At 62.5% G+C, this 25,036-nt stretch carries 26 protein-coding genes; 13 read left to right on the top strand and 13 right to left on the bottom strand.

From position 1 onward, the window contains the following. Positions 1-9: 9 nt before the first annotated feature. Together BHD07_RS16640 and BHD07_RS16635 are read left to right on the top strand one after the other, a co-directional pair. Positions 10-1,053, top strand: coding sequence for a glycosyltransferase family 2 protein (locus BHD07_RS16640; protein ID WP_338281745.1), 1,044 nt, complete (start codon positions 10-12; stop codon positions 1,051-1,053). After that, a complete protein-coding gene (locus BHD07_RS16635; RefSeq protein WP_338281743.1) occupies positions 1,050-3,209 on the top strand; it encodes a glycoside hydrolase in 2,160 nt (719 codons plus the stop codon). The genes BHD07_RS16640 and BHD07_RS16635 overlap by 4 nt, the downstream gene beginning before the upstream one ends. A 2-nt stretch (positions 3,210-3,211) precedes the next feature. On the opposite strand, the gene BHD07_RS16630 is transcribed toward BHD07_RS16635, so the two are convergent. The 3 genes from BHD07_RS16630 to BHD07_RS16620 all read right to left on the bottom strand — a co-directional run bounded on the left by BHD07_RS16630 (position 3,212) and on the right by BHD07_RS16620 (position 9,413). Beyond that, the gene (locus tag BHD07_RS16630; protein WP_338281741.1) at positions 3,212-6,427 is read right to left on the bottom strand and encodes an efflux RND transporter permease subunit; all 3,216 of its coding nucleotides are present in this window, start codon (positions 6,425-6,427) and stop codon (positions 3,212-3,214) included. Between the two features lie 3 nt (positions 6,428-6,430). Further along, positions 6,431-7,549 (bottom strand): efflux RND transporter periplasmic adaptor subunit, encoded by a 1,119-nt coding sequence (locus BHD07_RS16625; RefSeq protein WP_324763491.1) that lies wholly within the window; start codon positions 7,547-7,549, stop codon positions 6,431-6,433. A 331-nt stretch (positions 7,550-7,880) separates the two neighbouring features. Further along, on the bottom strand, positions 7,881-9,413 hold the full coding sequence (locus BHD07_RS16620) for a M10 family metallopeptidase (RefSeq protein WP_338281738.1): 1,533 nt from the start codon (positions 9,411-9,413) through the stop codon (positions 7,881-7,883). 92 nt (positions 9,414-9,505) lie between these two features. On the opposite strand from BHD07_RS16620, the gene BHD07_RS16615 reads away from it, so the two are divergent. Then, positions 9,506-9,763, top strand: coding sequence for a hypothetical protein (locus BHD07_RS16615; protein ID WP_324763493.1), 258 nt, complete (start codon positions 9,506-9,508; stop codon positions 9,761-9,763). Between the two features lie 161 nt (positions 9,764-9,924). On the opposite strand, the gene BHD07_RS16610 is transcribed toward BHD07_RS16615, so the two are convergent. After that, positions 9,925-10,992 carry an ornithine cyclodeaminase gene (locus BHD07_RS16610; protein WP_100671619.1) on the bottom strand — a complete coding sequence of 356 codons (1,068 nt, stop codon included), beginning with the start codon at positions 10,990-10,992 and terminating at the stop codon, positions 9,925-9,927. A gap of 126 nt (positions 10,993-11,118) precedes the next feature. Between BHD07_RS16610 and BHD07_RS16605 the strand changes: the two genes are divergently transcribed. From BHD07_RS16605 to BHD07_RS16595, 3 genes are all read left to right on the top strand, one after another. Beyond that, positions 11,119-11,580, top strand: coding sequence for an Lrp/AsnC family transcriptional regulator (locus BHD07_RS16605; protein ID WP_018099044.1), 462 nt, complete (start codon positions 11,119-11,121; stop codon positions 11,578-11,580). A 76-nt stretch (positions 11,581-11,656) separates the two neighbouring features. Further along, complete coding sequence (locus BHD07_RS16600; protein WP_338281732.1) at positions 11,657-12,277, top strand: DUF922 domain-containing Zn-dependent protease; 621 nt, start codon at positions 11,657-11,659, stop codon at positions 12,275-12,277. A gap of 242 nt (positions 12,278-12,519) precedes the next feature. Continuing rightward, a complete protein-coding gene (locus tag BHD07_RS16595) occupies positions 12,520-13,050 on the top strand; it encodes a DUF992 domain-containing protein (RefSeq protein ID WP_338281729.1) in 531 nt (176 codons plus the stop codon). Here BHD07_RS16595 and BHD07_RS16590 read toward each other — a convergent pair. The 5 genes from BHD07_RS16590 to cyoA all read right to left on the bottom strand — a co-directional run bounded on the left by BHD07_RS16590 (position 13,034) and on the right by cyoA (position 18,170). Further along, positions 13,034-13,831, bottom strand: coding sequence for an SURF1 family protein (locus BHD07_RS16590; protein WP_338281727.1), 798 nt, complete (start codon positions 13,829-13,831; stop codon positions 13,034-13,036). The genes BHD07_RS16595 and BHD07_RS16590 overlap by 17 nt on opposite strands. Before the next feature lie 104 nt (positions 13,832-13,935). Beyond that, positions 13,936-14,337, bottom strand: a complete 402-nt coding sequence (gene cyoD, locus BHD07_RS16585; RefSeq protein WP_100671475.1) for a cytochrome o ubiquinol oxidase subunit IV — start codon at positions 14,335-14,337, stop codon at positions 13,936-13,938. Beyond that, positions 14,334-14,966: a cytochrome o ubiquinol oxidase subunit III gene (gene cyoC / locus BHD07_RS16580; RefSeq protein WP_338281724.1), complete on the bottom strand. Its 633-nt coding sequence runs from the start codon at positions 14,964-14,966 to the stop codon at positions 14,334-14,336. The genes cyoD and cyoC overlap by 4 nt, the downstream gene beginning before the upstream one ends. Then, positions 14,963-16,972 (bottom strand): cytochrome o ubiquinol oxidase subunit I, encoded by a 2,010-nt coding sequence (gene cyoB / locus BHD07_RS16575; RefSeq protein WP_338281722.1) that lies wholly within the window; start codon positions 16,970-16,972, stop codon positions 14,963-14,965. The genes cyoC and cyoB overlap by 4 nt, the downstream gene beginning before the upstream one ends. Before the next feature lie 37 nt (positions 16,973-17,009). Further along, positions 17,010-18,170: a ubiquinol oxidase subunit II gene (cyoA, locus tag BHD07_RS16570; RefSeq protein WP_338281720.1), complete on the bottom strand. Its 1,161-nt coding sequence runs from the start codon at positions 18,168-18,170 to the stop codon at positions 17,010-17,012. 298 nt (positions 18,171-18,468) lie between these two features. Between cyoA and BHD07_RS16565 the strand changes: the two genes are divergently transcribed. The 3 genes from BHD07_RS16565 (at position 18,469) to BHD07_RS16555 (ending at position 20,581) form a co-directional block, all read left to right on the top strand. Beyond that, on the top strand, positions 18,469-19,809 hold the full coding sequence (locus BHD07_RS16565; protein WP_100671483.1) for an MFS transporter: 1,341 nt from the start codon (positions 18,469-18,471) through the stop codon (positions 19,807-19,809). A 211-nt stretch (positions 19,810-20,020) separates the two neighbouring features. Continuing rightward, positions 20,021-20,209: a DUF3008 family protein gene (locus BHD07_RS16560; RefSeq protein WP_003526298.1), complete on the top strand. Its 189-nt coding sequence runs from the start codon at positions 20,021-20,023 to the stop codon at positions 20,207-20,209. Between the two features lie 213 nt (positions 20,210-20,422). Continuing rightward, the gene (locus tag BHD07_RS16555) at positions 20,423-20,581 is read left to right on the top strand and encodes a hypothetical protein (RefSeq protein WP_018099036.1); all 159 of its coding nucleotides are present in this window, start codon (positions 20,423-20,425) and stop codon (positions 20,579-20,581) included. Between the two features lie 38 nt (positions 20,582-20,619). On the opposite strand, the gene BHD07_RS16550 is transcribed toward BHD07_RS16555, so the two are convergent. Next, entirely contained in the window at positions 20,620-21,141 is a 522-nt protein-coding gene (locus BHD07_RS16550; RefSeq protein WP_018099035.1) for a sigma-70 family RNA polymerase sigma factor, read from the bottom strand. Positions 21,142-21,371: 230 nt separating this feature from the next. On the opposite strand from BHD07_RS16550, the gene BHD07_RS16545 reads away from it, so the two are divergent. From BHD07_RS16545 to BHD07_RS16530, 4 genes are all read left to right on the top strand, one after another. Then, entirely contained in the window at positions 21,372-21,653 is a 282-nt protein-coding gene (locus BHD07_RS16545) for a DUF1236 domain-containing protein (RefSeq protein WP_100671487.1), read from the top strand. 132 nt (positions 21,654-21,785) lie between these two features. Next, a complete protein-coding gene (locus BHD07_RS16540; protein WP_338281716.1) occupies positions 21,786-22,049 on the top strand; it encodes a hypothetical protein in 264 nt (87 codons plus the stop codon). Positions 22,050-22,345: 296 nt separating this feature from the next. Then, positions 22,346-22,822: a CBS domain-containing protein gene (locus tag BHD07_RS16535; protein WP_018099032.1), complete on the top strand. Its 477-nt coding sequence runs from the start codon at positions 22,346-22,348 to the stop codon at positions 22,820-22,822. Next, positions 22,816-23,076, top strand: coding sequence for a DUF982 domain-containing protein (locus BHD07_RS16530; RefSeq protein ID WP_018099031.1), 261 nt, complete (start codon positions 22,816-22,818; stop codon positions 23,074-23,076). The genes BHD07_RS16535 and BHD07_RS16530 overlap by 7 nt, the downstream gene beginning before the upstream one ends. 28 nt (positions 23,077-23,104) lie before the next feature. Here BHD07_RS16530 and BHD07_RS16525 read toward each other — a convergent pair whose 3' ends face one another. From BHD07_RS16525 to BHD07_RS16515, 3 genes are all read right to left on the bottom strand, one after another. Further along, a complete protein-coding gene (locus BHD07_RS16525) occupies positions 23,105-23,407 on the bottom strand; it encodes a DUF6074 family protein (RefSeq protein ID WP_338281712.1) in 303 nt (100 codons plus the stop codon). A gap of 398 nt (positions 23,408-23,805) precedes the next feature. After that, complete coding sequence (locus tag BHD07_RS16520) at positions 23,806-24,588, bottom strand: SDR family oxidoreductase (RefSeq protein WP_324763499.1); 783 nt, start codon at positions 24,586-24,588, stop codon at positions 23,806-23,808. Next, positions 24,585-24,956: a hypothetical protein gene (locus tag BHD07_RS16515; RefSeq protein ID WP_198516676.1), complete on the bottom strand. Its 372-nt coding sequence runs from the start codon at positions 24,954-24,956 to the stop codon at positions 24,585-24,587. Before BHD07_RS16515 ends, BHD07_RS16520 begins: the two co-directional genes overlap by 4 nt. Positions 24,957-25,036: the final 80 nt, after the last annotated feature.

Here is a 25,036-nt window from a genome sequence, read left to right as displayed (position 1 = left end):
GGGGCTCTCTTGACTATATCCATCATCATCAAGACATTGAATGAAGAGAAGCGGATTGCCGCAACCGTCGAGAGCGCGCTCGCAGCGCTTCGCGACGTCGGCGGCGAGGTCATCATCGCCGACAGCGGCTCCTGCGACCGCACGGTCGAGATCGCCTCGCAATATCCCGTCATCATCGCCCAGATCGCCCCGCCCGCGCGACCGAGCTGCGGCATCGGCCCGCAGCTCGGCTTCCAGCATTCCCGCCACGATTACGTCTGTCTCATCGACGGCGACATGCTGCTCGACGCTGCCTTCCTCAAAGACGCAGTCCGCTTCCTGGCCGACAATCCGGCCATGGCGGGCGTTACCGGACATGTGGAGGAAATGCACATCTCGAACCTCGAATTCGCGCGCCGCGTCAGCCGCAATGCGCCCGAGAACCGGACGGGTCCGATCGATCGCATGAACGGCGGCGGGCTCTACAGGCGCAGTGCCGTCGAGGACGTCGGCTACCTCTCGGACCGCAACCTGCACGGCTACGAGGAATTCGATCTCGGCATCCGCCTCAGAAGTGCCGGCTGGAGGCTTTACCGGCTCGACCGCCGTTTCGTCCAGCACTTCGGCCACACGGTCAATTCCTACCGGCTGCTCGTTCGACGCTGGAAGACCAAATATCTCTACGGGATAGGCGAGCTTCTGCGCGCTTCTCTCGGCAAGCCCTATTTCTTTCAGCTGTTGCGGGAACTGCCGGAGCTGAAACTCTGGGCTCTCGTCTATCTCTGGTGGCTCGCCTGCCTCGGCCTGATCCTGCTGCTGCCCGATACGCTCATGTCCCTCGCCGCCGTCTGCGCGAGTTTCGCGGCCGCCGTTCTCGCCGTCAGCTTCCGAAAGGGCGGCCTCAGCATGGGCCTCTATACGGTCGTCGCCTGGTTCTTCCATGCGGCAGCCCTTCCTGTCGGCTTCCTGCGAAGCCGGCGGCTGCCTGCCGAACCGATCGAAAGCACGATCCTCGCAAAGGGTCGTCTCGGGAAGTCCTCTCCCGGCGAACCGGTTCTCGGACAGAGGGCATGAGGAGGCCATCGCTCGCGGCGGCGCTGCTTTGCACGTGGCTGTCCCCGGCCGCCAGTGCCTCTGAATGGGTGCCGGTTCGCGAGGTCTCGCTCGAAGTCCGCGCCGGCAGTCCGCTCGATTTCTCGTCCTTGCTGCCGAACGCTTCGATCGACGCGGACAGCCGCCTCGTTGCAGGTCCGGATGGCCGGCTGGCCTTTGCCAAGGCGCCGGAACAACCGGTCAGAATGCTATGCGCGTCGCTCGCCTGGAGTCCGGCATCCGGCGGCTTTCCGGACCATGACGGCGCCGAGCGCTACGCCCGCCAGCTTGCGATGCACGGATACAACATCGCCCGGCTCCATTTCGTCGATGCCAGCCTTATGTTCGGCAGGCAGAAGGATTTCGATTTCGATCCGGAGACGCTGGATCGTGTCCATTACCTGCTGGCGGCGCTGAAGCGCAACGGCATCTACTGGATCATCGATGGACTTTCGTCTCCGCGCGGCGCCTACGGCGGCCACGACGACCGATGGGACGCAAACGGCGATCTCAAGCTCCGGCTGCACCTCGACGAAGAGGCCGTTGCGCACTGGAGCAAGCTGCAGCACACGTTTCTCGCGAGCGTCAATCCCTATACGGGGACGGCGACCATCCGCGACGACGCGCTCGCATTGGTGATCCTTGCCAATGAAAACGGCATGGAGTTCGACAGCGTCGTGCGTGAGCGGCCCGAAAAGCCCGCCTATGACGAGGCGCTTGCGGAACCATTCAACCGCTGGCTTTCGGCACGCTACGGCACGACGGAAGCGCTCGCGAGCGCCTGGGGAGATCTCGGTGCCGACGAGCGGGTCGAAACGGCATCGGTGAGGCTTCCCGCCAAGCGCTACGCAGACGGTCCGCGGATGCGCGATCTCCAGGCCTTCTTCGTCGAAACCGAGCGCGCCTCCGCCGCACGCATGAGCCAGGTCCTGCGCGATTTGGGCTATCGCGGCCTGATCAGCACCTACAACAATTGGCCGACGGTGCAGACGGCGCTCAGCCGGCGCGATCTCGACGCCGTGACCATGAACACCTATCACGATTGGGTTGGGGGCTATTCTGCGGGAAGCGCTTTGACGCAGGCAAGTTCGCTTGCAGACGGCGCCAGCTACATGCGCATGATTGCCGCGGCGCGGTGGCTAGGAAAGCCATTCATCGTCAGCGAATATGACCATCTTTTCTGGAACCGCTATCGCTACGAGGCCGGCCTGACAATGCCGGCCTACGCCGCACTCCAGGGCTGGGACGTGATTTGCCGTCACGGCCACGGGCCGATCGCGCTCGCCTATGGCGAACCCTTTCCGCACAAAAAGGCGATGCTTCCCTATGCGATTGCGCTCGATCCCGTGGCGCGCGCCGGCGAGACGCTCAGCGCACTCGTCTTTCGTCGCGGCGACGTGACGACCTCCGCCATCACGATCCCCTTCTCAGTTCGCGGCGAGGAGGATCTCGGCGAGGACATGCAGGTCCGCGAGCCGGAGCGATTGACCGATCTGGCGCTGGTCGGGCGCATCGGCCTGCTGCGGGCAGACCCGTCCGGTGGAGAAAGCGGTGTCACGCAACCACGCGACCGGGACGCCGGAACAATCCTTGCCGCACTCCGCGACGAACACATTCTCGCGACTGAAAATCGCACCGATACCACAAGCGGATTTTACGAAAGCGATACAGGTCAGGTCCTGCTCGACCGCCGGGCAGGGCAGCTCCGTGTTTCTACGCCCGCTACGGAAGCGGCAGCCTTCTCCTCTCTGCGTGAACCGATCGATCTCGGTCTCATGCGCATCGGACAGGCGGACGGCAACGGTCTCGTGGCGCTTTCGGCTATCGACGCTCAAGGCACGCTTTCCGAAAGCCGGCGCCTGCTTTTGATCTTTGCAACCGATGCGCAGAACACCGGCATGGTCTTTCGCGACAGCGAAGAGAAGGTGATCGAGGATTTCGGCGCGCTGCCGGCGAGAATCCGGAAGGGCTATGTCGATCTCGAACTGGCACGAACCGCTGCCAGATGGAGCGTGTCACCGGTAGGCCTGGACGGCACCGTCTATCCGCCCGCCGACAGCGGCAGCGGGCGCGTCGCCTTCCGCCTCTCGAACGACACGCCCTATGGGCCCACTCCCTATTTTCTGGTGGAGATGTAGGCTCAGCCGGCAGCGCCCCGGTCGTGTCCGGCGGGCTGAGCCGGTTCGGCTCCCTCTCGGTTCCTGGCATCTTCTGCCGCATCGCCTGCCGTGTGTGACGACAGGCCGGCGAGCTTGTGCCCCCTCTCGCGCAGCCACTGGAATACGACATAGAGCGCGGGAATGATGAAAATTCCGAGGAGCGATGCGGCGAGCATGCCCCCGGCAACCCCCGTGCCGACGGCACGGCGGCTGAGCATGCCGGCGCCTTCGGCCGTGACGAGCGGGATCAGCCCCATGATGAAGGCAAAGCTGGTCATCATCACCGCACGGAAACGGGTGCGCGCGCCCTCCACGGCGGCATCGACGATCGGCACCCCCTTCTCCCGCTGGAACTTGGCGAATTCGACGATCAGGATCGCGTTCTTGGACGCGAGCGCGATCAGCACGACGAGGCCGATCTGGGCATAGATGTCGAAGGAGAGCCCTGCCAGCAGCACGGCGACGAGAGCGCCTGCTACGCCGACGGAGACCGAAAGCAGAACCGGTATGGGGATCGTCCAGCTTTCGTAAAGAGCCACGAGGAAGAGATAGGCGAAGAACAGGGCCAGTGCGAGGATCACCGTCGTCTGGCCCGCGGCTTCGAGTTCCTGCAGTGCCGTCCCCGTCCACTCGAAGCTGTAGCCCGGCGGCAGCGTGGCGGCGGAGACCTGTTCCATTGCGGCCAGCGCCTCACCCGAGGAGACGCCCGGGGCCGGCTGGCCGTTGAGCGTGATGGAGCGGTAATTGTTGTACCGCACGATCGATTGCGGCCCGACGATGTAGTCCACGCGCGCGACCGAGGCCACCGGGACCATATCGCCCGCGGCATTGCGTACATGCAGCCGGGAGATGTCGTCGACGGCATCGCGATCCGCTTCGGCCGCCTGCATGGTGACTTTCCAGCTCCGGCCGAAAAGATTGAAGTCGTTGACGTAATAGGATCCGAGCGTGCCCTGCAGCGTCGCGAAAAGATCGCTGACAGAGACCCCGAGCGCCTGCAGGCGATCGCGGTCGAGATCCAGATAAAGCTGCGGCGAGCTCGCCGAATAGGTGCTGAATGTAGGTCCGAGCTGCGGGTTCTGGTTGGCGGCCACCATCAATCCGCCTGCCGTCGCGGCAAGCTCGGCCGGCGATCGGCCCTGGAGGTCAAGCAGCTGATACTCGAAGCCGGAGCCGGTGCCGAGACCGATAATGGGCGGCAGGTTGAAGGCGAAAACCTGGGCATTGCGGATTGCCGCACCCTTGGCCATCACCGTGCCGATCGCGGCATTGACAGATGCGCTTTCGCTCTGGCGTTCGGCGAAGGGCTTCATGATCACGATCGCGAACGCGCTGCTGGATTTGGCGATTCCGTCGAGGAAGCTGTAGCCGGTGACGGTCGTGACGTTCGCCACGCCCTCGATTTCGCCGAGCATTGTTTCGACCTCGCGCACCACGGCGTCGGTCCTGTTGAAGGAGGCACCTTCCGGAAGGCGGATTTCGGCAAAGAAGGCGCCTTGATCCTCGCTGGGGAGGAACCCGGTCGGCACGACCCGGAACAGCCAGCCACTGGCGCCGATCGCAACGGCAAGGAGGACCAAGCCGATGACGGCCCTGCGCGCAATGCCGCCTGCGACATGCGCATAGCCGTTGCGGGTACGGTCGATACCCCGTGAAATCCATCCAAGGACGCCGCGCTTCGGCCCGTGATGGGGCTTCAGGAGGATCGCGCAGAGGGCCGGGCTGAGGGTCAGTGCGTTGATCGCGGAAATGACCATCGACACCGATACGGCGACGGCGAACTGCTGGAAGAGCTGCCCGCTCAGGCCAGGAATGAATGCCACCGGTACGAACACCGAAAGCAGCACGAGCGTGATGGCGACGATCGCCCCGGTGATTTCTCCCATGGCGAGGCGCGCGGCCTGCGCCGCGCTCATGCCGGGGTTTTCCTCCATGACGCGCTCGACGTTTTCCACCACCACGATCGCATCGTCGACGACGATGCCGATGGCGAGCACCAGCGCCAGAAGCGAAACCGTGTTGAGCGAAAAGCCCATCGCCAGGATCACGGCGAAGGTGCCGACGAGCGCCACCGGGACGGCGATGAGCGGAATCAGTGTCGCGCGCCAATTGCCGAGAAAGAGGAAGACGACGACGATGACGAGTGCGAAGGCTTCGAACAGGGTGTGCTCGACATTCTCCACGCTCGCCTCGACGAAATCGGACGTGTCGTAGGAGACCGTATAGGTGAGCCCCTCCGGGAAGGCCTGGGCCAGGCGCTCCATCGCCTGCTGCACGCCCTCCGTGGCGGCGAGCGCATTGGCGCCCGGCGCCTGATAGGTGCCGATCATCGCCACGGGTTTGCCGTTGATGCGGGCGGTTGAGTCGGAGGTCACAGAACCCAGTTCGACGCGCGCGACGTCGCGGATGCGCACGAAGGACCCGTCCGCCTCTGCCCGAAGCACGACGTCCTCGAACTGGGCGGGATCGGTGAGCCGGCCCTGCGTCTGTATGTTCAGCTGGAACAGCGGATCGTCGGTCATCGGCTGCGCGCCGATGCGGCCGATCGCCGCCTGGACGTTCTGGGTCTTCAGGGCGTTGACCACATCCGTCGGCGTCAGCCCCAGATTTGTCAGCCGATCGATGTCGAGGACGATCCGCATTGAATAGTCCTGGGCACCGAAGAGCGTCGCGTCGCCGACCCCCGGCACGCGCTTGATCGTGTCGAGCACGTTGATCGTCGCGTAGTTCGAGAGGAACAGATTGTCGAACTCGTCATTCTCGCCGTGGATGGCGATCACCTGCATGAGCGAGGATGACTGCTTCTTGACGCTGACGCCGCTCTGCTTGACTTCGGCCGGCAGCACCGGCTCGGCAAGCGCGACGCGGTTCTGCACGTTGACGGTGGCGATATCCGGATCGGTGCCGACGGCAAAGGTCACCGTCAGCGAGTAGGTCCCGTCGGCGCCGCTCGTCGATTTCATGTAGAGCATGTTGTCGACGCCGACGACCTTGCTTTCCAAGGGTTGAGCGACGGTGGCCTCGACCACGTCGGCGCCTGCGCCGGGATAGCTTGCGGTCACGCTGACCTGCGGCGGGACGATATCGGGGAACTGTGCAATCGGCAGCCTCGTCAGGGCGATCAGCCCCGCGAGCGTGAGCACGATGGAAATGACCGCGGCAAAGCGCGGACGATCGATGAAGATCCCGGAGATCATGGCTCAGCCACCCGTCGTGGTTGCGGCGACGGCGTCCACCACGATGCCCGGCCGAACCTTGCCCACACCCTCGGTTATGACGTTTTCTCCCTCCTTCAGTCCCTTGGCGACGACGGCCTGGCCGCGGCTGGAGCGGCTGACGTCGACGCGGCGAAGCTCGACCTTGGAGTTGGCGTCGACCACCATGACAAAGGCGCCCTGCTGGTCGCGCTGGACCGCCTGTTGCGGTACGGCCAGCACGTCCTGCCGATCGGACTGCTCGAGAACGACCCTGACGAGCGTCCCGTCGAGAAGCGTCCCACGGGGATTGGGAAACTCGGCGCGAACCGTAACGGTGTCGGTCCCTTGCGAGACCGTGCTCGCGACGAAGTCTATTGTGCCTTTCTCCGGGTAATCGGTACCGTTCGGAAGCGTAATGCTGACATTGGCGCCGCCGGACATCTCACCCTTTTCGACGCGCTCGCGGTAGGAGAAATAAAGGGATGTCGCGACGGGAAACTCGACATAGATCGGGTCGAGACGCGTCAGCGTCACGAGCGCTCCGCTGTCCGGCGTGACCAGGGCGCCGACATCGACGCTGGTCAGGCCGACGACGCCATCGAACGGCGCGAGGATCTTCGTGTAGGAAAGATTGAGCTCGGCATTCTGCTTACTGCCCTTGAGGCGCAGTATATCGGCCTCGGCCTTTTTCAGTTGCGCATTCGCAGTGTCGAGCGTCGCCTGCGCGACGGTATTGGTGGAGATCAACCGCTGGGCACGGTCACGTTCGAGAACGGCGAGGTCCCGTTGAGCCTCCGCTGCCGCGATCGAACCGTCGATCTCCTGCAGCGCGGCGCGATAGGCACCGTCTTCCACCTGGTAAAGGACTGTTCCCGCCGAGACCTTCTGCCCATCCTCGAAATTGACCTTCTCGAGGAATCCGGACACGCGGGCGCGGATGTCCACCTTTTGAACAGCGACGACCTTGCCGGTCAGGCCGACGCTTTCGCGCAGGTCCATGACCGCGGCCGGCGCGACGGTAACCGAGGGAGGCGGCTGTTGCGCCTGCGCATTTCCCGCCATGACGCTGACGGCGAGCAGTCCGCAAGTCAGACCGGCGGCCAGAATTCTCGAAACACGCATGCAATGCTCCCCTCAAGCCGACCCCGCACGCGTCGCGTGGATCACACCATCTATCTCGGCTCAAGCCACCCCTACACTTCGAGCGGCGCAACTTGAAATTGCTTCTCTTTCTCATGCTAGCGGGGCTGCGGCAAATAGGGAAGCGGGTTTGTCACTGCAAATCAGGCCGGTGGGATACGCCGAGGCCTGTCGACGCCGGCCGCAGGCGTCGCGTCGAACGTCCTGCCGTGCCGCGCGCCCCTGCGGCTGCGCAGTCATTTGCTTTCGATTGTAATATGCGATGCTGCAAGGGGTGGGTGCGTCCTGTGTGTGTCCAGCCGGTTCAGGCGGTCTAGAGGACGAAATAGCCCTTCTGGAGGGTGACGGCATCGTCCAGGTGTATCGCGAAATCCGCCTTCCTGTCGCCGTTCACGTCGCCGTAGATATAGGTGTCGGAGACATCGCGGACGTAGCGTAGCTCACCCTTCTTGCCGCCGAAGGCGGCGCTTCCCACGAAGCCAAACGCCTGGTCGCCGGCGGAGGACGTATTGGCATCGATCGCAGAGAGATCGATCCTGTCGGACTTTGCCGTAAAATCGAAAATGGTGTCGCGCCCGGACTTTGCCACCGTCGAATCCGAGAGCGCCTTGAAAGTGAAGCTGTCGCTACCGCTGCCCCCGTTCAGACGATCCGCGCCCGCGGCGGCATAGAGCAGGTCGTTGCCGGATTCCCCGTAGAGCTTGTCGTTGCCTTTTCCGCCGTAGATTCTGTCGGAACCGGAGCCGCCATAGAGCGTGTCGTTGCCCGTGTCTCCGTTCAGCCTGTCATTGCCCCCGTAACCCCACAGCACATTGGCTGCCTGGTTGCCCATGATCGAGTCGCCGGACGAACCTCCCTTGACGTTTTCGATCAGTGAGCGCGCATCGCCATGGTAAAGCAGCGCATTGAAAATGTTGCCGGCGGCAAAGCCGCCATTCGGGCCGCCGCCGAGCCAGGCCAGCTGGTCGATGCTGAAGGTCGAAGCGCTGCCCGGCCTGAGATCGATCTTGAGGGCGTTGGTATAGGCGCTCAAATCGTAGGTGTCGTTGCCGCCGCCGTCCCAGATGGTTGCGAAGATGCGGTTCGCGCCGGGCGAAATCCCGGCCCCGCCGTTCACGAAAGTGGTGCCGCCGCCCGGCGTCCACTTATACACCGTATTGCCGGCATTGGTCGTGAAATCGGCGCCGTACATTTCCTGAAGCGCGGCGATGTCGGCCATCATGAAGGTCTGCGGCGCGCCGAACTGCTCGTAATAGTAGCCCTCGTCGGCGCCGATATAGCCACGATAGGTCATGACCGAATATTCGATCGAGTCGTATCGTGCGGGCGAGGCGCCGTAGACGTCTCCTTCATGGCCGTGCTTCAGGCCGAGTGCGTGGCCGAGCTCGTGCAGGAGCGTGTGCCATGCGTAATTGCCCGCGACCGGCTTGCGGTAGTCGTCCGCCGTGCCGGCATAGGCCGTGCCGAACCAGATGTCGCCGCCGGAGGCATCGAGCGCCGGCAGGTAAGCATAGGCGGTGTCCGGCAGCCACGATTGCGCGAACCGGATCGTCGCGGTGCTGGCGCTTCCCGCCTTGAAGCTGGCATTGGTGAATCCTTCGACCGAAAAGCCGTCATTGGCCGCCGAACCGTAGGATTGCTCCATGGCGAAAAGCGCTGTTTTCGCCTGTGCCGCCGATATCGAAGTAAACCCGTAGTATTTTTCGAACCCGTAGCCGTAGCTTCCGCGCCATGTCGGGAATGCGTAGGTTATCGTACCGACCCATGCGTCTCCTGTCAGCAACGAATCAACGACGCTGTTTCCGGTTGCTTTGACGAACTTAAGAGACTTTCCGGCACCGCTCATTCGAAATTCCCGCTATTGTTGTATTTTCTGATTAGCAATTATCAGAGACATTGGCTACTATTATCGTAGGGATGCCGCAAAAGGAGCGGTTCGTGACATTTCGCAAAATTGCGCAGTTGCTTGTGCTGGGATTGACGGCAATGTCTCCGGCCATGGCGCAAGGCGCGATGAAGCCAAGCGGAGCGGAGATGCAGAAGCCACCCGACTACGAGCGGGCCGTGCGATCGGAGTTCGAGGCCGCACGGGCGGAAAATACGGTGGAGGCCTACGAGCGCTTCATCCGCCGTCATCCCGGCCATGCGCTCGTCGAGGATGCTCGAAAGGCGATGTTGCGTCTGCAGGCCCGGTGAAGCGGTGCCGCCCGGGCGGGGAATGGTCAACCTGTGACGCAATGAATCGCGCCGAGGGACCGCACCCTCTCTACCCTCATTCCTGTGTCCGGGCTAGACAACGAGCACGGGAATGAGGCGACCAAACAAGCGGCGGCGGGTGGCCCGAACCTCGACAGGGCTTAGACGGCTTCTTCGCTCTCTTTTGCCCGCAGCAGCATACCGAACAGGTCGCGCGGGTCATCCGGGTCGGCGATCATGTCGAGGTTCTGATAGAAGTCGGTTCCGGGGAGGCGATCGCGGACGTAGCGGAGCGCAGAGAAATCCTCGATCGCGAAGCCGACACTGTCGAAGAGGGTGATCTGGCGGGCGTCGCGCCGGCCCTGCGCCTCGCCCGTGACGACCTTCCAGAATTCGGTCACGGGAAAATCGGGTGCCATCTGCTGGATTTCGCCCTCGATCCGGGTCTGCGGCGGATATTCGACGAAGACGTCCGAGCGCTTCAGGATATCGCGATGCAATTCCGTCTTGCCGGGGCAATCGCCGCCGATTGCGTTGATGTGGACGCCGGCGCCGACCATGTTGTCGGTGAGAATCGTGGCGAACTGCTTGTCGGCCGTACAGGTGGTGACGATCTCGGCGCCTTCGATCGCTTCCTGGGCGGACCTGCAGGACACGATCCTGAGCCCGGAACCGTCGAGGTTGCGGGCGGCCTTTTCCGTTGCACGCGGGTCGATATCGTAAAGGCGGATGGTGTCGATGCCGCAGACGGCCTTCATCGCCAGCGCCTGGAACTCGGCCTGCGCGCCGTTGCCGATCATAGCCATGGTGCGTGCATCCTTCGGCGCCAGGTGCCGGGCAGCCATTGCCGAGGTTGCGGCAGTTCTGAGCGCCGTCAGTATCGTCATCTCGGTCAGAAGTGCCGGATAGCCCGTCGAAACCTCGGCGAGCAGCCCGAAAGCAGTCACCGTCTGCAGCCCCTCGGCGGTGTTCTTCGGGTGACCGTTGACATATTTGAAACTGTAGATCCTGCCGTCCGAGGTCGGCATCAGCTCGATCACGCCGTCGCGCGAGTGACTGGCGACGCGCGGCGTCTTGTCGAAACTTTCCCAGCGGCGGAAGTCCGCCTCGATGGCGTCCGTGAGTTCCGCCAGAACCGTTTCCACACCGAGGTGATGCACGAGGCGCATCATGTTGTCGACGCTGACGAAGGGCACCATGGCCTTGGCTGAAGGAAGCGGGGAGAACATGGGGATTCCTCTTGGCGGCTTGCTGTACTCCACGACAGGGTAGCGATTGCGTGCGCTGGTCGAAAGCGCAAACATGTGCTAATTTCGGCACCGAATTGAGCGATTTTTCCAGTCGGATTGTGCAATATGAGCAGAACAGCGGTTGGCGATTCAGTCGTTGCAAAATACACCCCCGATGATCTGGACCGCCGGATCATTGCGCATCTGCGCGCCGACGGCCGGGCATCTCTTTCCAAACTTTCCGACGCGCTGGGCGTGGCGCGTGGCACCGTGCAAAATCGCCTGGATCGCCTGCTGGAGACCGGGACGCTTCTCGGGTTCACGGTGCGCGTCAGGGAAGACTACGACCTCAACACGGTTCATGCGGTGATGATGATCGAGGTTGTGGGGAAGTCGACGACGCAGGTTGTTCGCAAACTGCGCGGCATGCCCGAGATTTATACGCTGCACACCACCAACGGCAACTGGGATCTGGTCGCCAATATACGGGCAGCTAATCTCTCCGAATTCGACCGGATCCTGCGCGAGGTGCGAATGATCGACGGCGTGGCCAACAGCGAGACCAGTCTCCTGTTGAGCAGCGTCTGACCGGCAGCTGCCGCGCAGGGGCAGATCGGGACGATTGAAAGCCGGACCCATCCCCGTTAGGTTGCGCCCGCATTCAATGAAGGTTTTCGTGGGGGTTGGCTTGGCGGGCCGTCGAACTTGTTTTCTGTTGGCCTGTTTTCTGCTGGTGCCGGCGGCCGCCCGGGGGGAATGGCGGGCGGTCGAAAAGACTGAGACTTACGCGATCACCGGGCAGTCCGGGCCGGAGCTCTATGCTTCCATCGGCGAACGAGGACCGCAGGTGGGCGGCCTCGGGCGCGCGATCGCCCATACGAGCTTCAAGCTCACCTGGAGGCGGAAATATGAGGAGCGGGACGGGGCCTGCGTGCTCGCGTCGGCGCTGCCGAAGCTCACCATCACCTATACGCTGCCGAAGCTTGCCGGAAAGCTGCCGGCCGATATTGAGGGCCGCTGGCAGACCTTCATCGCCGGCGTGAGAAAGCATGAGCTGGTCCATGGCGACTTCATCAAGGAGATGGTGAGCGCCATCGAGGCCGCCACCGTGGGCCTCACCGTTGCCGACGATCCCCAATGCCGCAAGATCAAATCCGAAATGACGAAGCGGCTCGGCGAAATCTCCCGCATGCAAAGACAGAAGAGCCGCGACTTCGACAGGGCCGAGCTCAGCGACGGCGGCAATGTTCACCAGCTCATCCTCAATCTCGTCAACGGCGGCTGATGCGCGTGGCAAATCGTTTCGAGGCGTCGCGCTTCAGGCTTTGGCCGAAAGGCAACACTTCTGCGCAAAAGTAAGTTGTTGTCGAGCCTGCCTCCGAATCGTCTCAATGCAACGAAAACGTGAGCCCGCCTGAGTGGCAGGCATAGCGGCACGATAGCTTTCCGTGCGGCTGACATTACTGAATTTGTTTCGGACGATCGGCCGGGGTTTCTGCCGATCATGAGCCGAAAAGGAGAAGATGCATGAAAAAGACTCTCGCCAAGGCGTTTTTCGCGGTCACGATCGCGTTTGCCGCCGCGGGCGCCAATGCCGCCGATCTGACCTATCGGGAGCCGGCGCCGCCGCCGGCGGTGCAGGACGCGCGCGGCGGTGTGAAGATAGGCTATCTGGAATGCGACATCGGCGGCGGCGCCGGCTACGTGCTCGGTTCGTCCAAAGAGGTCGAGTGCGCTTTCCGGTCGCTGGGCGGCGACATGATCGAGGATCGCTACACGGGAGAAATTCGCAAACTCGGGATCGATGTGGGGTTCACGATGCGCAGCCGGTTGATCTGGGCCGTGTTCGCGCCGACGGCCGGCTACCACCATGGTTCTCTGAGCGGTATCTATAAGGGCGCGAGCGCCGAGGCGACGCTCGGTGCGGGCGTGGGGGCCAACGTCCTTGTCGGCGGCACCTCCGGCTCCATCCACCTCCAGACGGTCAGCGTCACCGGCCAGCTCGGTCTCAACGTCGCGGCCGCGGGCACATCGATGACCCTCAACTCCGCGAATTGATGTCTTGGCCGGCGCGGCCGTTACGCCGCGCCGGGGCCGATCTCCTCGCCGACCTCCACAAAATCACCAGCATACCTACCGTCATGGCCGCGAGACCGTACCATGTGACGGCATAAACGAGGTGATTGTTGGCGAAGACGACGCGCGTCAAGCCTCCGACGGGAAGCCCGCCGCGATTGGGGACAGCATCCGCGTCGACAAAATAGGGCGCGACCTCGGAGAGGCCGCGCGCAGCAGCGATCGCACCCACGTCGCGCGAATACCAACGGTTTTCCCCGGCCTTGTTCGATTGAAGGAGTGAGCCGTTCGGCTCGTCCATGCGCATCAGGCCGGTGACCTTCGCCTCGTCCTCGATCTGGCCTTCCCGCCGCGTCGATGCCTCACGCCTCTCCGTCGGGACGAAGCCGCGGTTCACGAGCACGGTCGTCCCATCGGCAGCCGCAAGGGGCGTCACAACCCAATAGCCGGCACCGCGCTCGGTCGCGGCATAGACCAGCGTTTCCTTCTCGTGGAGGAAGCGGCCCTGGAGAGTGACGTGCCGGTATTCGTCTCGCGCGGCGTTGACGTTCGGCCAGTCGCTGCGGGGCGGCACAGGCACGGGTGCCGCCTGGACGCGCTCCTCGACCCGGGCGATCAGGTCGAGCTTCCAGGAGAGGCGTTTGAGCTGCCACGTGCCGAGCGCAGCAAAAGCCGCGATGAGCAGGAGGCCGAGGATGCTGAGGATCGCAAGCGAGAGCCGGGAGTGCTGTCGGGATGCGGCTTCGACTTGAGAATCTACCATTGCAAGCTTGTCTTTGAATTCGATCTGCTGGCGCCCGTCATCCGCCTGCCGGCGCCCTCTCCCCGCAGGCGGGGAGAAGATCCGGTGAGGGGCGAAGCTCCGACTCACGGCATGTTTTTCATCATTTCCGGGCTCATCGGCATCATGTTCGTGTTCAGGTGATGCATGACCCAGAGCGAGCCGGAAAGCGCGATGGCGACGAGAAGGATCGTGAAGATCAGCGCCATCATCGTCCAGCCGCCTTCCGAGCGGGTGTTCATGTGCAGGAAGAAGATCATGTGGACGACGATCTGGACGGCGCCGAGAGCCATGATGATCGCGGCGGTGAGGACGGCGCTGTCGAGAACGTCGGCCATCACCAGCCAGAAGGGGATCGCGGTCAGGACGACGGAGAGGACGAAGCCGGTCACGTAACTCTTCAGCGTTCCGTGTCCCGCGTCGTGACCATGGCTGTGGCCATGATGGGCCTCGAAAGCGTCCTCGTGCGAAGGTGCGTGCGTACTCATCCGAGAACTCCCATCAGATAGACGAAGGAAAAGACGCCGATCCAGACGACGTCGAGGAAGTGCCAGAACATCGAAAGGCACATGAGGCGGCGCTTGTTTTCCGGGATCAGCCCGCGCTTTGCGACCTGCGCCATGAGCACGAACATCCAGACGATGCCGGCGGTCACGTGCAGACCGTGCGTGCCGACGAGCGTGAAGAAGGAGGACAGGAAGGCGCTGCGCTGCGGTCCGGCGCCCTCATGGATCAGATGCGCGAATTCGTAGAGCTCGAGCCCGACGAAGGCGATGCCGAAGAGCGCGGTGACTGCCATCCAGGCGAGCGTCGCTTTTTTTTCGTAACGTTCCATCGCCAGCATGGCGAAGCCGTAGGTGATCGAGGAAAAAAGCAACATCGACGTGTTCACCGCGACGAGCGGCAGGTCGAAGAGATCGGCGGGCGAGGGGCCTGCGGCATAGTTTCGGCCGAGAACCGCATGGGTGGCGAAGAGAACCGCGAAGATCAGGCAGTCGCTCATCAGATAGAGCCAGAAGCCGAGCATCGTGCTTCCTTCGGGGTGGTGTTCATCCGTCAGGTAGAAGGTCGGCGCCTCGTCCGCATCAAGCGCGCTTTCGGTACGGAACTCGGTCATGCTTGCACCTCGGCGGCAAGCACTTCTGTGCGCTTGCCCTCTGTGTCGGCGACGACGTTTGCGGGAATGTGGAAGTCGCGGTCATAGTTGAAGGTGTGACCGACGGCGATCACCACCATGGCGACGAAGGAGAGGATCACCAGCCACCACATGTACCAGACCATGGCGAAGGCGAAGACGACGCTGATCGCCCCGAGGATGACGCCTGTGCCGGTGTTCTTCGGCATGTGGATTGGCTTGCAGCCTGCAAGCGGCCGGCTGTGGCCGCGCTTTTTCATGTCCCACCAGGAGTCCTGATCGTGGACGAGCGGAGTGAAGGCGAAGTTGTAATCCGGTGGTGGCGAGGCGGTCGACCATTCGAGCGTGCGCCCGTCCCAGGGGTCGCCGGTCGTGTCGCGCAGTTCTTCGCGCCGCACGAAACTGACGACGAGCTGGATCAGCATCGACAGGATGCCGAGCGCGATCAGGAAGGCGCCGAAGGCCGCGATGACGAACCAGATCTGCAGAGAGGGATCCTCGAACTGGCTGACTCGGCGCGTGACCCCCATGAGCCCGAGCACGTAGAGCGGCATGAAGGCGAAGTAGAAGCCGGTCAGCCAGAACCAGAAGGACATCTTGCCCCAGAACGGATCGAGCCTGAATCCGAAAGCCTTCGGGAACCAGTAGACGACGCCTGCCATCAGCCCGAAGACGACGCCGCCTATGATGACATTGTGGAAGTGGGCGATGAGGAACAGCGAATTGTGCAGCACGAAATCGGCAGGCGGAACCGCAAGCAGAACGCCGGTCATGCCGCCGAGCACGAAGGTCACCATGAAACCGATGGTCCAGAGCATCGGCACCTCGTAGCGGATGCGGCCGCGATACATGGTGAAGAGCCAGTTGAACATCTTCGCTCCGGTCGGGATCGAGATGATCATCGTCGTGATTCCGAAGAACGCGTTGACGCTCGCACCCGAGCCCATGGTGAAGAAGTGGTGCAGCCAGACGATGTAGGAGAGGATGGTGATGACGACCGTCGCATAGACCATCGAGGCATAGCCGAAGAGCCGCTTGCCGCAGAAAGTCGCGACGACTTCCGAGAAAATGCCGAAGGCCGGCAGGATGAGGATGTAGACCTCCGGATGGCCCCAGATCCAGATGAGGTTGACATACATCATCGGATTGCCGCCGAGGTCGTTGGTGAAGAAGTTCGTGCCGGCATACCGATCGAGCGTAAGCAGCGCCAGCGTCGCGGTCAGCACCGGGAAGGTGGCGACGATCAGCACGTTGGTGCAGAGCGAGGTCCAGGTGAAGACCGGCATCTTCATCATCGTCATCCCGGGGGCGCGCATCTTCACGATGGTGGCGATGAGGTTTATCCCCGACAGCGTCGTTCCGATGCCGGCGATCTGCAGGCCCCAGATGTAATAGTCGACCCCGACGCCGGGGCTGTAGTCCGCGCCCGACAGCGGCGGATAGGCAAGCCATCCGGTCCGCGCGAACTCGCCGACGAAGAGCGAGAGCATGATGATGATCGCGCCGGCCGTCGTCATCCAGAAGCTGAAATTGTTGAGGAAGGGGAAGGAGACGTCGCGCGCGCCGATCTGCAGCGGCACGACGAAGTTCATCAGCCCCGTCACGAAGGGCATCGCCATGAAGAAGATCATGATGACGCCGTGTGCGGTGAAGACCTGGTCATAATGATGCGGCGGCAGGTAGCCTTCCGAGCCGCCGAAGGCCATCGCCTGCTGCAGCCGCATCATGATCGCGTCGGAAAATCCGCGCAGCAGCATCACCAGCGCGAGGATGATGTACATGATGCCGATCTTCTTGTGGTCGACGCTCGTCAGCCAGTCGCGCCAGAGCGTCCCCCAGAAGCGGTAATAGGTGATGAGCCCAATCAGCGCGATGCCGCCGAGCGCGACGGCGAGAAAGGTCACGACGAGGATCGGCTCGTGATAAGGGATCGCGTCGAGGGTAAGCCGGCCGAAGATGAGCTTCAGAAAATCTGGATCGGAGAACATGGGAAACCTGTTCAATCGTTGGCGCAACGCGCCATGTTCAATGGTTGAGCTGCGGCGGTGCCGGATCGCTCTCATGGTTCATGCCCGGCATCGAGTGTCCCTCGTGTCCCCCCATGGGCATATCGTGCTGCATCGGCTCCTCTGCGCCGGTGCCCTGCGGCTCGTGCTGGCTGCGCGCGGGTGTGCCCGTCGCCGGGTGCGTTGCGGCCGGCGCTCCTTCCGCAAGGGAATGCCTGTTGTCGTATTCCAGCTTTTCCCGGTTCTCGGCGCTCTCCTTGCCGGCGCCCCCCATCATGTCGATGTGCATCATCTCCTCCATGCACATCTTGCCGGGTGCGACGCATAGGTTGAGGATTGCCCGATACAAGCCGTCCTCGACCGCGGCGTAATAGCGGACCGGCTCCCTTTCGCTCGGCTTTTCGAGCTTCAGATAGGCGTCGCGGTTGAGCGCGGTCCCCTGCGCCTTCACCCGCGCCACCCAGTCGTCGAAGCCCTGCCGGTCGAGCCCGTGGAACTTGAAACGCATGTGGGAGAAGCCGTCGCCACTGTAATTGGCCGAGAAGCCTTCATATTCGCCCGGCTTGTTGATCACCGCGTGGAGCTTCGTTTCCATGCCCGGCATCGCATAGATCTGGCCGGCAAGGGCCGGAATATAGAAGGAGTTCATCACCGAGGAGGCGGTGATCTTGAAGCGGATCGGAACGTCGACGGGCGCTGCGAGCTCGTTGACGGTCGCGACCCCGAGGTCGGGATAGAAGAACAACCATTTCCAGTCGAGCGCCACGACCTCGACGTTCAGCGGTCTGGCTTCCGCGGGTATCGCCCTTTCGGCATCCAGTCGGTCGAGCGGCCGATAGGGGTCGAGCTTGTGCGTGCTGATCCAGGTGACCGCCCCGAGCGCGATGATGATCGCAAGCGGTGCCGACCAGATCACCATCTCGAGCGCCGTCGAGTGGTGCCACTCCGGATCGTAGGTGGCGTTCGTGTTGGACCGCCGATACCGCCAGGCGAAGAAAAGCGTCAGGAAAACGACCGGGACGATGATCAGCAGCATGAGGATCGTCGATATGACGATCAGATCGCGTTGCTGCGCAGCGATATCGCCGGACGGCGACATCACCACCATGTCGCATCCCGCCATCACGAAGAACAGCGGCAAAACGGCGAGGCGGCGGGAAAACTTCAACAGTTCTGGCACGGCTCGAAGCTCTATTTGTTTCGACGGCTTTGCGACTAAAGTAGAGTGGGCGGGAAAGGTATGAGGTCGATGGTCGCACTGCAGCAATCCGCCGCAGTCGTTTTGCGACGCAGCATCTTCCGCCGCTTGCAGGTAGCGAGGACGTGAAACGCATTATTTCGCGTTTCTCCCCTTGATATGAGCGGTTGATTGGTCAAGATCCCACCAAGGGGGCCTTGCGCTCTCACCTTGAGAATACGAGCGGGTGCGGCGGAACACCGCATGTTCCTAGCCCCCGTGCGAGCGCGGGAGGCGTTTGATGAGCAGTGCAATGCAACAGTCCCTGGGACCGTCGTCCTCTTCGATGGAGCGCGACGCGCGGCGCATTCACGACGACACCTCCGTATCTGCCGGCAATATCGCCATCGGCGTCGTTATCGGCCGGGCAGCGGAATTCTTCGACTTCTTCGTCTATGGCATTGCCTCCGTGGTCGTCTTTCCCCAGCTCTTCTTTCCTTTCGCTCCGGATCGGTTGACGGCGACGCTCTACTCCTTCGCGATTTTTTCGCTTGCCTTCGTTGCAAGGCCGGTCGGTTCGCTGGTCTTCATGGCCATCGACCGCACTTACGGCCGAGGCGTCAAGCTGACGATCGCGCTTTTCCTCCTCGGCGGCTCGACGGCATCGATCGCCTTCCTGCCGGGCTATGAGACGCTCGGCGCCTGGTCCATCGCGCTGCTTGCCGTCTTTCGTCTCGGTCAGGGATTTGCGCTTGGCGGCGCCTGGGACGGGCTCGCCTCGCTTCTCGCTCTGAACGCGCCGCAGCACCATCGCGGCTGGTACGCGATGATTCCGCAGCTCGGCGCGCCCCTTGGTTTCATGCTCGCCAGCGCCCTCTTCGCCTATTTTCTCGTTTCGATTTCCGAGGCGGACTTTCTCGCCTGGGGTTGGCGCTACCCGTTCTTCGTAGCCTTTGCGATCAACGTCGTCGCGCTGTTCACGCGCCTGCGGCTTGTCATGACGAAGGAATTCGGAACGCTGCTCGACATGCACGAGCTTCAGGCGGCCCGGGTCACGGAAGTGCTCAGGGTAAATGGAGGCAACGTCCTCATCGGCGCCTTCGTCCCGCTTGCAAGCTTCGCCCTCTTCCATCTGGTGACCGTGTTTCCGCTCAGCTGGGTGGAAATCTACACGGATCACGGCGCAAGTTCGTTCCTGATGGTGCAGTTTCTCGGCGCGGTCTGCGGCATCCTCGCCATCGTCGCTTCCGGGCTGATTGCCGATCGCATCGGCCGGCGCAATCACCTCGGAATTTGCGCGGTCCTGATCGCGATTTTCAGCTTCGTCGCCCCGATGCTGCTCCAGGCTGGCGCCACCGGTCGCGACGTCTTCGTGATCGTCGGTTTCACGATCCTCGGCCTCTCCTTCGGCCAGGCCGCCGGAGCCGTCGCGTCGCGCTTCGGCAAGGCGTACCGCTATACGGGGGCGGCGCTCACCTCGGACCTGTCCTGGCTGATCGGCGCAGGCTTTGCGCCGCTGGTGGCGCTGGGGCTGACCAGCCGCTTCGGGCTCGCCTTCGCGGGCTACTATCTTCTCTCCGGCGCTCTTTGCACGGTCCTCGCGCTGGTCTTCAGCAAGAAGCTCGAGATCTACAACGAATAGAGCGAAGGCGAGAGGCTCGGAAAGCCCCTTCGTTTCCGTCCCGCCATGCGCCCCCGAGCTTCCGTCATTGTTTCGGCTTGCCGATCAGAACCGTAAAGCTGGCTCGAGCGGGGGAACATAATCGAGTCTCGCCGGTTCCGGCAGCGACGCGGTGCGGGAGCGAACTCCGTGCATTGCGATGAGTGCCATGCACCGAAAGGAGAAAGGAGCCATGCCTGCAAAGTCGAAGGCGCAGCAAAAGGCTGCCGGCGCGGCCCTTGCCGCCAAACGAGGCGAAAAGAAGAAGAGCGAACTCAAGGGCGCCTCCAGGGGCATGGAAGAGTCCATGACCGAGAAGGAACTCGAGGAAATGGCCTCGACCAAGCGCAAGGGAAAGAAGGAACACGTCTCGGACAAGTAACCGCGCATGCTGAAAGCGCATTGCGCTTGCGGAACGCGCCGGTAAACGGTATTCGGGCCGAGGTATAAAAGTCCCGGTTTGCCCTCACGGTCGGAAGAATGTTTCAGCTCACCATGGCTGTAGCCCTTTCACGCCCGCCGTTTTGATGATGTACAGCGCCAAGCGGGAACAATATTCTGTAGCAGGATCCGGGTCGTGGTTAAGGACGGGCGAATGGACGATAGCAGGGTTTCCGCGGATGCGGACGCGGAAAAAGCCGTTGATGAGCGGATTGCGTCGCTCGTCCAGAAGATGCGCAAGGAAGCAGTCCCGGAGCGACTTCTCGAACTGGCGCGGGAGTTGCAAAAAGCCCTTGACGAGCGCAAGCGCTGACCGAAAGCCGGTTTGCTCTCGTAGAGCCGCTCGTCCGCTCAGTTCAGCGGATTGCCGTGCATTTGCGCCGTCAGTTCGTCACGTGCCCGGCTGAGCCGGCTCTTGATCGTACCGATCGCGCAGTCGCATATGTCAGCGGCTTCCTTATAGCTCATTCCGAACCCGGCAACGAGCACGAGGACCTCGCGGTGCTCGGGTGAAAGAGCCCCAAGCGCGCTGCGCAGCTCGCCGTTGAGCACGGACCACTCCTGCGACGGCGCGGTTGGAATCGGCAATTCGGCGCAATTGGTGCTCCCCGGGCTTTCCCGCGTGCGGATCTTGTACTGCGTACGAAATGCATTTCGCATGATCGTGAACAGCCAGGACTTGAGGCTCGTACCGGGCTCGAACTGCTCGATGCTTCTCAACGCCCGGAACAACGTCTCCTGAACGAGGTCGTCGGCCTCGAACGACGCTGACGTGAACGTTCGAGCGAACGCCCGCAGAGCGGGAATCAGATCGACGACTTGCTCCTCAAGCAGCGGTGATTGTTGCGATGCGTGACCGCCGATAGCAGGCATGTCGAATATTGCCCTTCTGCCTATGAAGATTTCTCTAGGTGACGTTGGGAAATGCCTTTCCGGCCCTTTGGTTCCTGAGAGCCGGGGGATATTTCCCGGACGGGCTCAATGCGGCATCTGATCGCGCGGCCTGCACCGGGAGAGATCTCCGCCGCTCGACACGGGAACCAAAAGCGACATCACCAGTTTGAGTGGTCTAGGGACATCCAGTTGAGTGGAAGGAGAACGCCATGAAGAGATTTGCATCTATGACTGCTGCACTGCTTTTGATCGGTTCATCGGCCGTCGCGCAGACGACAGTCGTCCTGCCCGGCGAAGTAAGAACCTATGTGATGGAGCAGAAGACGCCTTCTATCACCTATGAAGGCGAGATTGTCGTCGGGCAACCGATTCCGGAAACGGTGGAGATCCACACGATCCCGGACCAGCCCGATTTTGCCTATGCGATCGTCAACGAAAAGCGCGTCGTGGTAAATCCGAAGACGCACACGGTCGTGGAAGTCTTGGAGTAGCATTGCGCGTCTGACGGAGACGCGGCGCTGGATGTGCGCAGCATGCATGCGCAAGTCTGCTTGGTGCGGCTCCTGTCCCTGAATCACGAGCGTGGCGGCATGCGCCGCCACGCAAGCCCTTGAGGGCAATACATGGAAAATCAAAGCATCGAGTTTCGCCTGGCGGCGCACAGAGAAATCCTTGTTGCCGTCCTATCCGCGCTTTACCGCCACAAGGACGTCTGGGCGGAAGTCAACCGCGCCCTGGAAGAGGTCCCGATCGTTCAGGATCATGAGGAAGATCCCGGCGTCGTACCCTCGGAAGCCTTTGCCAGGCAGAACGCGATGACGACGGAAATCGCTTCCATGCTGCAGGACGCGAGGGACCGGACGGATCTGGACCCTCAGCCGCCTTGACACGCCTGCCGGGGCAATTAGACCGGAACCCCTTCTACCTTCGTGCGTTAATCGAAAGGCTGCGTTTTCAGCCCCCGCATGTCCACGCAAGAGAAGGGAGCGTATCGTGCGCGTTCGACTGAAACAGAAGCGTCCGAAATTTGCCCGGCCGCCTGAAAATCCAAATCCGAAGAAATCGGGGCGGAATACCTGGCAACCTCAGGTCATTGGCCCTTACCGTGTCGACCTCACTCCAAAGAAGTCGACGGCAGATGAAGTGGCAATTCCGGCCTCGATCAATGGGAGGAGTCTCATCGATGGCCGGCCATGAGGACAAGATGGTCCGTGTTCGGGACGTAATGTCTCGGCAGGTTTTCACCGTTTCTCCCACCGATACGGCGCAGTCCGTCGCCCGGCTCATGGCCGAGACAGGGGTTGGCGCGGTGCCGGTGGAAACGCCGGGTGTCGGAACGATCCTCGGGATTGTCACCGATCGGGATATCGTCACCTCCGTCGTCGCGCAGGGGCTGTCCAGTTCGACGGCCGTGTTCGAGTTCATGACAGTCGCTGCCGAATCCTGCGAAGAGGACGACAGCCTCCTGCTTGCCGCCCAGAAGATGCACGACCTGCGAATCCGGCGCCTCGTCGTCGTCAACGGGAAGCGACACGCGGCCGGCATTGTGGCTCTTGCGGACATCAGCCGGGTCAATCCGGAACTCGGCGGTCTCGTTCTCGAGGGAATCAACCGGCCCGCGCCCGTCGATAACCAACTTGAAGGAATGTCGACATGCTGACGCAGGATCGCCTCTGGAGCGAGGCGGTGATTCTGGAGGCCGGTGAGAACCGCGTCCTACGGGTACAGAGCACCCGCGACGCTTTTCTTTGCCTCAAAAATCACTGGCCGGTTGCCGACGGAGACGCAAAGCGCGAGGCCTTCGCAGCATGCGAGCGCGTGATCGACGGCGATGACGAGCCCGATGTCGCACGTGCCGCCTTCATAAAGGCCGCCGAGGAAGCGCAGTTCAGCGTACATAGCTGGACCGGGTGATTTATCCGGCGTTACAAAGATTGAGGCATCATGGGCGGCTGTCGGAGCGGTTCCGGGTCGCAGGCTCCTGATAGCGTTCGGCGATAGCGATCTGGACTTCCGCCTGGAACGCGAGGACCTCGTTTCGGATATCGTCCGCGCGTAGACCGAGTGCGGAAAGCTGTTCGGCGAGCTTTCGGCACTCGCTCTTCCAGTAGTCGACGGCAGCGGGCCCGTGTATCCGGTCGAGTTCGCGTGCGCAGCGATCGACATCGCCTGCGCGTGCCGCCAAAGGAAACGCGATCACTTCGCCGCCCCGAACCATGGCTCGTTCACCAAACTCAGCTGCCATCGAATCACCCTACGTTCATCACCAGCCACGTCTATCGGCTAGATGGTTAACGATTCATTCGCCCGCCATCGCTTGCCCTCTGGCGGTATCGTCCGGGAAAACCCGCAAGCGACAACATTATCCGGGGCGAAGGGAACAAACGCATCGCTGCACGGTTTGATAGTCGGACCGCGTGGAATCAAGTTCCCTCTCCGCAAAGCCCCTACGGATCCACGCGCTCCTCAATAATAACGAACAAAATAGTGGGCCCCGCCGCCCCGGGCGGGGCCCTTTCCTGTGCGGCTTTGCGTGTCGAAGTGTCGCGAGGGGAACGCATCTCAGGCGAGACCAGGAAAGACGGCCGGCGAGCGAGCGCGGAACGCATTCTTGTCGATCATGATCTGTGACGAGGGGAGGGACTATCGCAGCAGGCCCTGGCCGCCGTCGATCCAGACGGGGCTTCCGGTCACGTGGCGCGCACGCTCGGAGACGAGGAAACGGATAAGCTCCGCCACGTCTTCGCTGCGCCCCGGTTGCCCGTCGGTGATAGGCACCTGCCCCTCCGGCCATTCGACGGGAATTGCCGTTTCCGCTTCGTGGCGCAGCTTGGTGTTGTCGTTGATGTTCGTCTCGATCTCGCCGGGGCAAACGGCGTTGACCCGGATGCGGTGCTTGCCGAGCTCCAGCGCCAATTGCTGAACGATCGCGACCTGTGCCGCCTTCGTGGCGGTGTAGGCCGTGGCACCCGGTGTCGTGAAGGTCCGGGTGCCATTGATCGACGAAACGACCACGATGGCGCCGCCCCCGCGCTGTTTCAGGTAGGGAACCGTCAAATGCAGGGTGAGGAACGTGCCGCGCAGGTTGACGGCGATCGTCTCGTCCCATTCGAAAGGCTTCAGGTCATCGATCGGCGCCCAGACGCCGTTGATGCCGGCATTGGCGACGACGATATCCAGATGACCGAACTTGAGCACAAGATCTCTGACTGCGTTGCGCATCTGCAGCTCGTCGGAGATATCCGCCTCCAGCGCGATCGCCTGGCCGCCGGAACCGACGATCTCATCGGCGACTTCCTCCACCTCCATGCGGGTGCGCCCCAGCGCTCCCACCTTCACGCCGTCTGCGGCAAGCGTAAACGCGGTGGCTCGGCCGATGCCGGATCCGGCACCGGTGATCAAGGCGACGGGCGAGGACTGGTTCATGGCTGGCCGTTCTTCGCGCGGTCGGTCGGGATCGTGGAAACCGTAACGGATACCGGATCGCTGGCGGGGAATGTGTCCTCAAGGCCCTCGTCGAGCTGCCTTTCCATTTCATCCGTGTCTTTCGCGCCACGTGCGCTGCGGTGGATTTTCGAGGTCTCCTGGGACTCCTCGATCGCGCTGCAATCGGCGGACGCGAGCTCACGCATGACGGCTTGCGCCTTTTCGATGGCGTTGAGCCGGTTGAGGTTTGCGGCCGCGTCGTTGCGCATCGAGACCGAAACGATCTCACCGCCATCGCCGACGAATTCGACCGTGAAGCCGGCTTTCCCGCCCTGTTCGGGGATCACTTGTGTACCTACAAGATGCATACGGCACCTCCTCGTTCGCTGCGGCGCTTCCATGCCGCATTGGGTTCTGCGGTCGCCCGCCATTCGTCAGGCAAACGGAT

The sequence above is a fragment of the Sinorhizobium sp. KGO-5 genome, assembly GCF_036245905.1.
Lineage (GTDB): Bacteria > Pseudomonadota > Alphaproteobacteria > Rhizobiales > Rhizobiaceae > Sinorhizobium > Sinorhizobium meliloti_A.
This window is presented reverse-complemented; position numbering and strand designations above follow the sequence as displayed.